Genomic DNA, 10,948 nt, shown 5'->3' with positions numbered 1-10,948 from the left:
GGAGGGCCGCGGGTCCGCCGCCGCGGAGGGCCGCGGGGCCGCCGCCGCGGAGGGCCGCGGGTCCGCCGCCGCGGGGGCGTGCGGGCCTGCTGCCGGCTCCGCCGGCTCGGCGAGGCCGGGATCGTCGTTGCGCACGTCGTTCACCCGCGGGCTCACGGCCGCGAGCGTCAGCCACGCCTCGGGGCAGGGCCGGCACAGGGCGGCGGCGGCGCCGGCATCGGCCCCGCGCCAGTCGAGCCAGCGCCCGACGTCCTCGGGCGCGAGGATCGCCGGCATGCGCTCGTGGATCGCCGCGAGGAGGCCGTTCGCCCCGCAGGTGACGATGGCGGCGGTGTCGATCTCGGAGCCGTCGCGGCCGCTCCAGGTCTCCCACAGGCCCGCCAGCGCCATCGGCCCGCCCCCGGCGCGGCGGATTGCGAAGGGCGCCTGCCCGCGCCCGCCGTCGCGCCGCCACTCGTAGAAGCCGTCCGCCAGGAACACGCAGCGCCGGTAGCGCAGGGCGTTGCGGAAGCTCGGCTTCCCGGCCGCGGTCTCGATCCGGGCGTTGATCAGGAGGGGGAAGTCGCCCGGGTCCTTCACCCAGGCCGGCAGCAGGCCCCAGCGCATCAGCGCGAAGCGCCGCCGCCCGTGCTCGGCCGTCACCACGGCCACCGGCTGGGTCGGCGCCACGTTGTGCCGGGGCGGGAAGTTCGGCTGCTCGGGATAGCCGTAGAATTCCCGGAACACGTCCGGCGGCGAGGCGACGAAGAAGCGGCCGCACATGCGCGTCCGGGTCCCTAGAGCCAGCGTTTCCAGCGGAAGAACGCGTAGGGCAGGATCGCCGCCACCACCATCATCCCCACCGCCATCGGGTAGCCGAAGCCCCAGTCGAGCTCCGGCATCGCCTTGAAGTTCATGCCGTAGATCGACGCGATCAGGGTCGGCGGCATGAACACCACCGCCATGACCGAGAACAGCTTGATGATGTTGTTCTGCTCCAGGTTGACGAGACCGAGCGTGGCGTCGAGCAGGAACTGGATCTTGGCCGACAGGAAGGTCGCGTGCTCCTCGAGCGACTGGAGGTCGCGCAGGGTGGAGCGTACCTCCTCGCGGATCTCCCGCGGGGCCTTGGTGGCGCGGTAGCTCGCCGAGAGCGACAGCAGGATGCGCTCGACCGAGACCAGGCTCTCGCGCTGCTTCGACAGGAGGTCGTTGTGGCGCCCGAGCCCGCGCAGGGTCTCCTGCAATTCGGCGTTGCGGGCGCTCGGGTCGGTGTGCTCGGCGAAGACGCGGCGCGAGATCCCGTCGATGCGCTCGCCCTGGGCCTGGAGGACGTCGGCGGCGCGGTCGATCACGGTCTCGATCAGCCCGGCCAGGATCGCCTCCCCGACCAGCATCACGCCGGCCGGGCGGGCGGCCCGGTGGACGAACATCCGGAAGGCCTGCGGGTCCTCGTAGCGCACCGTGGCGAGCTTGTTGTCGCGCAGGATGAAGGTGACGCCGGTCAGGCGCGCCTCGTCGGTCTCGACCCGGCAGAGCAGGCGCCCGGTCATGTAGCGGGCGCCGTTCTCGACGTAGAGCAGCTCCGAGGGCTCGATGTCCTGCATCTCCTCCCGGGTCGGGATCGAGATGCCCAGGAAGGCTTCGACCTTGTGGTCCTCCTGCCGGCTCGGCTCGATGAGGTCGATCCAGAGGGCGTCGGGCGGGATCGGCTCCGGAAGCTCCAGCAGGCGCCGCTCGAGGAGCGGCTGGCCGGTGCTGGCGCAGGCGTTCGGCTGGTGGACGAAGATCAAGGCGTGGTCTCAATCGAGGGCGTGGGGCGGAGGCGGGCTGGATTCGGGAACGAAGAAGTCCGGCGCCAGCGGCACGCCCTGTGTGACGCGGTAGCTTGAAAACTCCGTGACGCCCTCCTTCGCCAGGAACGTGTCGTCGATGAGGAAGCGGCCGGTGAAGTCCCGCGCGGGCTTCAGGAAGATCCGGTGGGCGGCGTCCGCCAGGATCTCGGGCGTGCGGCTCGCGCGCATCAGCGCGTCGCCCCCGAGGAGGTTGCGCACCGCCGCCGTCGCGATGGTGGTGCGCGGCCACAGGGCGTTCACGGCGATGCCGCGCCCCCGCAGCTCGCCCGCGAGGCCGAGCACGCACAGCGACATGCCGAACTTCGCCATCGAGTAGGCGAGGTGCGGCGCGAACCACCGCTCCTGCATGTCGAGGGGCGGCGACAGCATCAGGATGTGGGGGTTTGCCGCCCGCTCGAGGTGCGGGATCGCGAGCTTCGAGACGAGGTAGGTGCCGCGCGCGTTGATCTGATGCATCAGGTCGAAGCGCTTCATGTCCGTGGCCGTCGTGCCCGTCAGCGCGATGGCGCTGGCGTTGTTGACCACGATGTCGACGCCGCCGAAGCGCGCGGCCGTGGCCGTGAGGGCCGCCTCCACCTGCGCCTCGTCCCGCACGTCGACGGCGAGCGCGAGGGCCTGGCCGCCGGCGGCCTCGATGGCGGCGGCCGCAGTGTGGATGGTGCCCTCGAGCCTGGGATGGGGCGCCGTGGTCTTGGCCGCGACGGCGACGTTGGCGCCGTCGCGGGCGGCCTTGAGGCCGATGGCGAGGCCGATGCCGCGCGAGGCCCCGGTGATGAACAGCGTCTTGCCCCGGAGGGACATCCCGCCTTCGTGCGACATCTCGGTTCCTCCCACGATACCCCGTCCCACGACACCGGATCCGGCGCTCACGCGTCCGGCCGCCGGGCCGCCTCGGGCGGCTCCGTCGCGGCCGCCGCGGGCTCGCAGACGTCGACCCACGCGGCGGCGGCCAGCGCGGCGAGGCGCTCGGGCGCGAGCCGCACCGCGCTGTTCGGCGAGCCCGCCGCCGGCACCACCTCGTCGAAGGCCCGCAGGGACACGTCGCAGTAGACCGGCAGCGGCGCCCTGAGCCCGAACGGGCAGACGCCGCCGACCGGATGGCCGGTCACCGCCTCGACCTCGTCGGGCCCGAGCATCTTGGCCTTGCCCCCGAAGGCGGCCTTGACCTTGCGGTTGTCGAGCCGCGCGTCGCCCCGCGTCACCACGAGGAGCACGCGATCGGCGACGCGCAGCGACAGCGTCTTGGCGATGCGCGCCGGCGCGACGCCGTGCGCCGCCGCGGCGAGCGCCACGGTGGCAGAGCTCGCGTCGGTCTCGACGATCGCGAGGTCCGGCGCATGCTCGGCCAGGAAGGCCTTCACGCTCGCGAGGCTCATCGGGCGGCGGCCCGCATGCGGCGGTGGGACGAGAGCACGTGAGGCATCCCCGGATCCTTGAGGTGTGTCGTCGACGGCGCGGGGGGCGGCGGCGGCCGCCCCGCCCTACTGCGCCGCCGCGAGCGCCGGGCGGGTGTCCGCGACCCCATCCAGCGCCGCGGGCCGCGGGCCGCCGGTGGCCCAGTCGAGCAGCTCGACCGTGTGCACGATCGGGATCCGGGTGCCCTTCCCGATCTGCGTCGCGCAGCCGATGTTGCCCGTCGCGATCACGTCCGGCCGCACGCGCTCGATGTTGGCGACCTTGCGGGCCCGCAGCCGCCCGGCCAGCTCGGGCTGGAGGATGTTGTAGGTGCCGGCCGAGCCGCAGCAGATGTGGCCCTCGGGCACGTCCTTCACGGTGAAGCCCGCGCGGGAAAGCAGCACCTTCGGCTCGGTGCGCAGGGCCTGCCCGTGCTGCATCGAGCAGGCCGAGTGGTAGGCCACGACCAGGTCCGTCTCGATGACGGGCGCTCCCAGCCCGAGGGCCGTGACGTACTCGGTCACGTCCCGGGCGAGGGCCGAGACCCGCGCGGCCTTCCCGGCGTAGGCCGGGTCGTCGCGGAACATGAAGCCGTAATCCTTGATCGTGGTGCCGCAGCCGGAGGCCGTGACCACGATGGCGTCGAGGCCCTCGCGGTCGATCTCGGCGATCCAGGCGTCGATGGTGCGGCGGGCATGGGCGTGGGACGAATCCTCGCGGCCCATGTGGTGGGTGAGCGCGCCGCAGCAGCCCTCGCCCCGGGCCTGCACCACCTCGACGCCGTGGCGGTTGAGCAGGCGGATCGCCGCCTGGTTGAAGTCCGGCCGCAGCACGCTCTGGGCGCAGCCGCGCAGGAGGGCGACGCGGCCCCGGCGCGGGCCGGCGGACGGCGCGAACACGCCGGGCCGGTCGGCCGGGTCGCGGCCGGGCAGGCCGTCCGGCGCGAGGTCGAGCATGGCGGCGAGGCGGTTGCCGATGCGGGGAAGGCGGGCGGCCAGGCCCCGGAACGGCCGCCCGAGCCGCGCCGCGAGCAGGGCGAGGCGGAAGCGGCCCGGATAAGGCAGCACCTGCGCCAGAAGGCTGCGCAGCCAGCGGTCCTCCGCCGGGCGGGCGTAGGTCTTCTCGATGTGGGCACGGGCGTGGTCGACGAGGTGCATGTAGTGCACGCCCGACGGGCAGGTGGTCATGCAGGACAGGCAGGAGAGGCAGCGGTCGACGTGCTTGACCACCTCGGGGCTGGCCGGCTTGCCCCCCTCCAGCATGTCCTTGATGAGGTAGATGCGGCCGCGGGGAGAGTCGAGCTCGTCGCCGAGCAGCAGGTAGGTCGGGCAGGTGGCGGTGCAGAAGCCGCAATGGACGCAGGTCCGCAGGATCTTCTCCGACGCCGCCATGGCGGGATCTGCGAGCTGCGCGGGGGTGAAGCTGGTCTGCACGGCGGTTCCTCGGCGGATTCTTCTGGCTNCGGGTGGCGCGGCGCCCCGCCCGTTCTAGAACATTTTCAAGGCGGCGGGAGCGCCAATCGGGCTTCCGCCGGCCGCTGCGGCACCGGAGGCGGCACGTTGGAGAAGGCCCTCTACTACCTCGTCACCCTGGCCGAGGCCGGCCTGTCCCTCCTCGGCATCCGGGCCACCTACGAGCAGCCGGCCTACGCGGTGCGGGAGATCCGCGAGGGCGTCGAGATCCGCGCCTACGCGCCCCGCACGGCGGTCGAGACCGCCACGGAGGGGCCGGGCGATTCCGCGGCCTTCCGCCGCCTCTTCGCGTACATCACCGGGGCGAACCGCGACGCCCGCCTGATCGCCATGACGGTGCCGGTGTCCCAGGGCGCCGGGCAGCGCGTCGCCGGGGCCGGGCCCGTGGAGGAGGCGGGCGAGGCGTTGCGGATGCGCTTCTTCCTGCCCCGCAAGGTCGTGGCGGCCGGGGCCCCGGTCCCGACCGACCCCCGGGTCCGCCTCGTCGACCTGCCGGCCGAGACCGTGGCGGCGCTGCGCTTCTCCGGGGTCCCGACGCCGGAGGCCCGCCGGGCGCACGAGGCCCGGCTCCTCGCGGCGCTGGCGCGGTCCGGCCGCCGGCCGGCGGGGGCGCCCGCCCTCCTCGGCTACGACCCGCCGTCGACGCCCGGGTTCCTGCGCCGCAACGAGGTCGTGGTGGTGCTGGCGGATCCGCCGTGACCGGCGCCCCCGGCCGCCCTTGCGGGCGGCAGTGCCCTCGCGGGCGGCAGTGCCCTCCCGCGCGGCGCCGCCCTCACACGCCGGCGTACATTCGGCCCGGGTTGAACAGCCCTGCGGGGTCGTGCGCGGCCTTGATGCCGGCGGTGATCCGCATCAGGGGCTCGGGGAGCGGCTCGAACACCGGCACCGCCGCCCGCACGGAATCGGGCGCCCGCACCAGGGTGGCGTGGCCGCCGGCGGGCCGTAGCGCCGCCCGCACGGCCCCGGCGCCGGCATCGCCCTCGGCACCGGTGGCGAGCCAGATCAGGCCGCCGCCCCAATCGTAGAACCAGCGCGCCGGCCGCGCCGACGCGATCGCGGCCACGACCGCCGGGCCCCGCCCGGGCGCCGTCGACAGGCGCCAGACCGCGTCGTCCCGGCGGGCGCCCGCCGCCTCCCTGGCGGCGGCCGCGAAGGGCGCCACGTCCCGCACCGCCCGCCAGAGGGCGCCGGCGGCCTCGCCCTCGACGGACTCGGGCGCGCCGTACCGACGCAGCAGCCGGCGCAGCTCCCCGAGCCGGTAGTCGATCGAGGCGGAAAAACCCTCGATGCGCAGGAGCGTGCGCGCCGTCTCCCCGTCGATCCCGACCGGCAGGTGGGCCGCCCCGGTGATCTCGAACGGCGAGCCGAGGGCGAGGCTCATGGCCTCGGCGGCGCGGGCGTCGTCGAGGCCGGTCAGCACCAGCGTGGCGGTGCGCTCCGGCACCGGCAGCACCTTGAAGGTGACCTCGGTCAGGAAGCCGAGGGTGCCCCAGGAGCCGGCCATCAGCTTCACGAGGTCGAGCCCGGTGACGTTCTTCATGACCCGGCCGCCGGACTTCACCGCCTCGCCGCGCCCGTTGACGAAGCGCACGCCGATCAGGCTGTCGCGGGCGGCCCCGGCCGAGATCCGCCGCGGCCCCGAGATGTTGCCGGCGGCGACCGCCCCCACGGTCGGCTCGCCGGAGGAGCCGAGGAGCGGGCGGTGGTCCATGGGCTCGAAGGGCAGCATCTGGCCCCCCGCGGCGAGGCGCGCCTCGACCTCGGCGAGCGGCGTGCCCGCGCGGGCGGCGATCACCAGCTCGGCGGGCTCGTGGAGCGTGATCCCGGTCAGGCCGGCGGCCGACAGCGTCGTCTCGTCCTGGGCCGGGCGGCCGAGCGCCGCCTTGGTGCCGCCGCCGACGACCCTGAGCCGCTCGCGCCGCGCCGCCGCCGCGGCCACCACGGCCGCCGCCTCCGCCTCGGTCAGGGGCTGGTACGTGCTCATCGTCGGGTCACTCGCCGGGGGATGCCGCGGGCTCGCGGCGGGCCGGATCATGGCGGGGAACGCGGGCCCGTTGCAAGCGCGCGCGCGCCGACCCGCCCCGGGCCGCGCGCCGGGCGCGCTACCGCGCCGGCAGCGCCCGCCGCAGGCGCGCCTCGACCACCCCGCGCAGGCCCGCGATGTCGAAGCGCCAGACCAGCGCGCCGTAGATCAGGCCTCCGCCGGCGACGCAGGCCGGCAGCGCGAGCCAGGGCGCGAGGCCGCGCAGGGGTAGGAGCGCGGCCGTCATCACGGCGGCGGCGGCGGTGGCGGCCGCAAGGTCGCGCAAGGGCAGGCGCAGGCGCTCCCGCCCGGTCAGGGCGCGCAGCGCGAGGAACGACAGGGCCGCCACGAAGCCGACCGACTGCGCGGCCGCGATGCCGGGGGCGCCGAGGGGCCGCGTGAGGACGAGGATGCCGAGCGCGTTGGCGCCGGCCCCGATCAGGGCGGCGGCGATCACCGGCAGCGTCCGGCGGCGGATCTGGAAGATCGGGTTGAGGGCGAAGTTCATCAGCGCCAGGGCGAGAAGCCCGGGGAGGAGCAGCAGCGTGTACTGGGCGAAATGCCCGCGGAAGGCCGCCGGCACCACGATCGCCTCGATGGCCGGTGCGACGACCCAGAAGCCGGCGGCGCAGGGCAGGAGCACCGTCGCCACCACGGCGAGGTTGCGGCCGACCTGGTCCTCGGCGGCGGCGCGGCCGTGCAGCTCCTCGGCCTGCACGGCGATCTGGAACAGCAGGAGGTCGAGGGCGGCCCCGAGGGTCGAGAACACCCGGGCGCCCATGTCGGCCGCGAGCGAGAAGTACCCCGAGACCGCGAAGTCCGCCGCCGCCGCGATGGCGGCCCGGTTGGCGAAGGGCATCAGCTGGTAGAGGACGTTGGCGGCGATCAACGGGAGGCCGTAGGCGAGGAACAGCCGCAGGGTCTCGGCCCGGCGCCGGCGGCCGGCGGCGGCCGGCGCATCGGCCAGCACCCGGCGCACCGCCAGCACCGCCAGGAGCTGGCTCAGCCCCCCGGCCACCATCACCCAGGCGGGCTGGGGCACGAGCCAGGCCGTCCCGCTCATCAGGACGAGCGCGATGGCGTTCTTGGCGAGCACCAGGCGCAGGTAGGCCCCGCCGACGAAGCGCGCCCGGGCGAGGGCCGCGTGGTAGTCGAACAGCCCGATCCCGACCGCCGTGGCGGCCGCCGCCGCGGCGAGCCGGACCTGGTCGCCGGCGTCCGGCGCCAGGAGGCCGGCGCCCGAGAGGCACAGGAGGGCCGCGCCCGCGAGCCCGAGCGCGACGAACGCGTAGGCCCGCCCGAGCATCAGCCGGATCCAGGGCTCCTCCTCGCGCACCCGGGCGGAGTAGAAGCGCGTCGCCGACAGGCGCAGCCACTCGAAGAGCAGCGTGTTCAGCACCACGGCGCCGGCGGTGCCGAGGGCGAAGCGGCCGAAATCCGACGGCCCGAGGAGCTGCGCGATCAGGAGCCCGAGGGCGAAGTTCAGGACCGCATTGACCACGAAGGCCGCGATGACCGCCATCGATCGACACACTTTCCGGTTGAGGCACAAGGATCCCGGCGCAGGGACCCGCCCGGGCCGGGCGAGAATGTGATCGCTTGGGCGCCAAAGATGTCCTAATCGGGCCGCCCGCATCCGCGCGTCCGGCCCGGTTTTCCCATCCCATGCATCCCTCGACGCCGTCCACGACCGGCGCGGCGACCGGCGCCGTGCTGCTCTCCGCCCTCGGCATCGGCCTCCTCTCCCTGATGGACGCCACCATCAAGGGCCTCGCGGCCCGCTACGGCGTCGCGGAGATCGCCTTCGCGCGCTACGCCGTCGGCACGGCGCTGATGCTCGCAATCGTCTGCGCGGCCCGGCCCGGCTGGCCGTCCCGGGAGACCTGGCGCGCCAACGGCGCCCGGGCGGGCCTCGTGGTGGTGACGGCGCTCTGCTTCTTCCACGGGCTCGCGGTGCTGCCTCTCGCGGAGGCGCTCGCCCTCTCCTTCCTGAGCCCGATCTTCATCGCGCTCTTCGGGGGCCTGCTGCTGCGCGAGGCGGTGCGGCCCGGGGTCTGGGCGGCGCTGCTGGTCGGGCTTCTCGGGGTCGGCGTGGTGGTGGCCGGGCAGGTGGCGGCCGGGGATGGCGGCGCTCCGCGCGCGGGCCGGGCCCTCGGCGTCGCCGCGGTGCTCGTCTCGGCCCTGAGCTACGCGCTCTCGATGGTGCTCCTGCGCGCCCGCGCCCGGCACGATCCCGTGGTCACCATCGTGGCGATCCAGAACGCCGGGCCCGGCCTGATGCTCGCCGGGCCCGCGGCCTTCACCTGGACGCCCGTGGCCGGGGCCGACTGGGCCGCCCTCGGCCTCGTCGGCCTGCTCGGCGTCGGCGGGCACCTGAGCCTGAGCCGGGCCTACGCGCGGGCCGAGGCCGCGCGCCTCGCCGTGATGGAGTACACCGCGCTGATCTGGGCGCTCGGCCTCGGCTACGCGGCCTTCGGGGAGGTGCCGGGCCCCGCGACCCTCGCGGGCGCCGGGCTGATCCTCGCCGGCTCCGCCCTCGCGGCCCGGCGCTGAGGGCGGGTCAGAACCAGCCCTTCAGCTTGAAGTAGACCGCGGGCGCGAGGGCGCTCAGGGCGATCAGCGCGAGCCCGTACGGGTAGCCCCAGGCCCAATCCAGCTCCGGCATGTGCTTGAAGTTCATGCCGTAGATCGAGGCGAGCAGGGTCGGCGGGATGCCGATCACCGAGACCACGGTCAGCACCCGGAACGTGTTGTTCTGCTCCATGTTGATGAGCCCGAGCGTGGCGTCGAGCAGGAACTGCACGGTCTCCGAGAGCCGGGTCTCGAACTCGTCCAGGGAGGAGACGTCGAGGCGCAGGCTCTCGAAGCGCGCCTTCTCCTCCGGCCTGAGCCAGGACTCGGCCTCGCCGGCGACGTAGGGCAGGATGCGGCCGAGGCCGAGGAGCGAGGCGCGCAGCTTCGCCAGCGCCTTGCCGCGCCGGCCGATGGCGCGCAGCATCCGGCGCAGGGCGAGGTCCCGGCGCTTGGGCGCGGCGCCCTCGCCCTTGGCGCTGACGTCGAAGGTGAAGACCCGGGTCGAGAGCGCGTCGAGCTGGTCGCTCATCGTCTCGAGCGTGTCCGCCATGCTGTCGACCAGCTCCTCGACGAGGGCGAGGAGGACCTGGACGCTGGAGGCCGGGCCCTCGCGCTCGGCCTGGCGCGCCTTGACGGCGTCGAAGGCGGCGAGGCGCTGGAAGCGCACGGTCAGGAGCCGGTCGCGGGTGAGCACGAAGCCGAGAGGGCTCAGCGACAGGTCCGCCTCGTCGAACGAGAACATCGGCACGCTGAGGTAGAACGCGTCCTTGCGCCGGTGCAGGCGGCTCGAGTTCTGCACCTCGCTGAGGGCCGCCCGCGAGGGCACCTGGAGCCCCGTCGCTTCCTCGGCGAGCGCGATCTCGGCCTCGCTCGGGTCGTTGAGGTCGAGCCAGGTGGCGTGGGACGGGACGGGGTGGGCCGCGCAGGCGGCGCCCTCCGCGACGACGCCCTCGGGGCCGTGCAGCGTGATCATGCGTGGTGGACCCTGTGCCCGAAATTTCCCCGCGGGCGCCGCGCGCCGGACGCCTTGACTCGTCCGCGCGCCCCGCCTATCTGGCGGCCAGCCTTAGCACTCACCGCTTAGGAGTGCTAACGGTCGGGGTTGGGGGCGTCCCGCGCGGCAGCACCAACCGCATTGCGTTTCGCGAAGCAAGAGGGCAGCACATGCAATTCCGTCCGCTGCACGACCGTGTCGTCGTCCGTCGCATCGAGAGCGAGGAGAAGACCAAGGGCGGCATCATCATCCCGGACACCGCCAAGGAGAAGCCGCAGGAGGGCGAGATCGTCGCCGTCGGCCCCGGCGCCCGCGACGAGTCCGGCAAGGTGGCGCCCCTCGACGTCAAGGCCGGTGACCGCATCCTGTTCGGCAAGTGGTCGGGCACCGAGGTCAAGATCGACGGCCAGGACCTCCTCATCATGAAGGAGTCCGACATCATGGGCGTGCTCGCCTGAGGGCGGCTTCCCTTCGCCCGCCGCGCGGCCCCGGCGGGGTCCTGACGCCCGGGAATCCCAGACACACTCCCTACCGTTGAGAGAGGATTGCACATGGCAGCGAAAGACGTTCGTTTCGCCTCCGACGCCCGCGAGAAGATGCTGCGCGGCGTGGACATCCTGGCGGATGCCGTCAAGGTCACGCTCGGCCCGAAGGG

At 74.4% G+C, this 10,948-nt stretch carries 11 protein-coding genes; 3 read left to right on the top strand and 8 right to left on the bottom strand.

Annotation, left to right across the window (positions count from 1 at the left end):
• The 5 genes from DT057_RS04850 to glcF all read right to left on the bottom strand — a co-directional run.
• Positions 1–762: SOS response-associated peptidase (locus DT057_RS04850; protein ID WP_162501320.1), on the bottom strand; the 762-nt coding region annotated here is incomplete at its 3' end.
• A 14-nt stretch (positions 763–776) separates the two neighbouring features.
• Positions 777–1,772 carry a magnesium transporter CorA family protein gene (locus DT057_RS04845; RefSeq protein ID WP_128560988.1) on the bottom strand — a complete coding sequence of 332 codons (996 nt, stop codon included), beginning with the start codon at positions 1,770–1,772 and terminating at the stop codon, positions 777–779.
• 9 nt (positions 1,773–1,781) lie between these two features.
• Positions 1,782–2,636: an SDR family oxidoreductase gene (locus tag DT057_RS04840; protein WP_128560989.1), complete on the bottom strand. Its 855-nt coding sequence runs from the start codon at positions 2,634–2,636 to the stop codon at positions 1,782–1,784.
• Positions 2,637–2,701: 65 nt separating this feature from the next.
• The gene (locus DT057_RS04835) at positions 2,702–3,211 is read right to left on the bottom strand and encodes a YbaK/EbsC family protein (RefSeq protein ID WP_128560987.1); all 510 of its coding nucleotides are present in this window, start codon (positions 3,209–3,211) and stop codon (positions 2,702–2,704) included.
• Between the two features lie 105 nt (positions 3,212–3,316).
• Positions 3,317–4,663, bottom strand: a complete 1,347-nt coding sequence (glcF, locus tag DT057_RS04830; RefSeq protein WP_128560986.1) for a glycolate oxidase subunit GlcF — start codon at positions 4,661–4,663, stop codon at positions 3,317–3,319.
• 126 nt (positions 4,664–4,789) lie between these two features.
• Between glcF and DT057_RS04825 the strand changes: the two genes are divergently transcribed.
• Entirely contained in the window at positions 4,790–5,401 is a 612-nt protein-coding gene (locus DT057_RS04825; protein ID WP_128560985.1) for an SOUL family heme-binding protein, read from the top strand.
• Positions 5,402–5,474: 73 nt separating this feature from the next.
• On the opposite strand, the gene DT057_RS04820 is transcribed toward DT057_RS04825, so the two are convergent.
• On the bottom strand, positions 5,475–6,686 hold the full coding sequence (locus DT057_RS04820) for an FAD-binding protein (protein WP_128560984.1): 1,212 nt from the start codon (positions 6,684–6,686) through the stop codon (positions 5,475–5,477).
• A 118-nt stretch (positions 6,687–6,804) separates the two neighbouring features.
• Entirely contained in the window at positions 6,805–8,247 is a 1,443-nt protein-coding gene (locus DT057_RS04815; protein ID WP_128560983.1) for a lipopolysaccharide biosynthesis protein, read from the bottom strand.
• A 143-nt stretch (positions 8,248–8,390) separates the two neighbouring features.
• On the opposite strand from DT057_RS04815, the gene DT057_RS04810 reads away from it, so the two are divergent.
• Positions 8,391–9,278, top strand: a complete 888-nt coding sequence (locus DT057_RS04810; RefSeq protein ID WP_128560982.1) for a DMT family transporter — start codon at positions 8,391–8,393, stop codon at positions 9,276–9,278.
• A 7-nt stretch (positions 9,279–9,285) separates the two neighbouring features.
• Here DT057_RS04810 and DT057_RS04805 read toward each other — a convergent pair whose 3' ends face one another.
• Positions 9,286–10,272 carry a CorA family divalent cation transporter gene (locus tag DT057_RS04805; RefSeq protein ID WP_128560981.1) on the bottom strand — a complete coding sequence of 329 codons (987 nt, stop codon included), beginning with the start codon at positions 10,270–10,272 and terminating at the stop codon, positions 9,286–9,288.
• A 191-nt stretch (positions 10,273–10,463) separates the two neighbouring features.
• On the opposite strand from DT057_RS04805, the gene groES reads away from it, so the two are divergent.
• Positions 10,464–10,751, top strand: coding sequence for a co-chaperone GroES (gene groES, locus DT057_RS04800; RefSeq protein WP_128560980.1), 288 nt, complete (start codon positions 10,464–10,466; stop codon positions 10,749–10,751).
• Positions 10,752–10,948 lie beyond the last annotated feature (197 nt).

Origin of the sequence: Methylobacterium crusticola, from assembly GCF_003574465.1 — a bacterium.
Taxonomy (GTDB): Bacteria; Pseudomonadota; Alphaproteobacteria; order Rhizobiales; family Beijerinckiaceae; genus Methylobacterium; species Methylobacterium crusticola.
Note: the sequence above shows the minus strand (reverse complement) of the source record. Positions and strands in the feature narration are given on the sequence as shown.

Coding starts and splice junctions, on each gene's coding strand:
- groES (WP_128560980.1), top strand. CDS start 10,464: ATGCAATTCCGTCCGCTGCACGACCGTGTCGTCGTCCGTCGCATCGAG.
- DT057_RS04815 (WP_128560983.1), bottom strand. CDS start 8,247: ATGGCGGTCATCGCGGCCTTCGTGGTCAATGCGGTCCTGAACTTCGCC.
- DT057_RS04835 (WP_128560987.1), bottom strand. CDS start 3,211: ATGAGCCTCGCGAGCGTGAAGGCCTTCCTGGCCGAGCATGCGCCGGAC.
- DT057_RS04810 (WP_128560982.1), top strand. CDS start 8,391: ATGCATCCCTCGACGCCGTCCACGACCGGCGCGGCGACCGGCGCCGTG.
- DT057_RS04820 (WP_128560984.1), bottom strand. CDS start 6,686: ATGAGCACGTACCAGCCCCTGACCGAGGCGGAGGCGGCGGCCGTGGTG.
- DT057_RS04840 (WP_128560989.1), bottom strand. CDS start 2,636: ATGTCCCTCCGGGGCAAGACGCTGTTCATCACCGGGGCCTCGCGCGGC.
- DT057_RS04805 (WP_128560981.1), bottom strand. CDS start 10,272: ATGATCACGCTGCACGGCCCCGAGGGCGTCGTCGCGGAGGGCGCCGCC.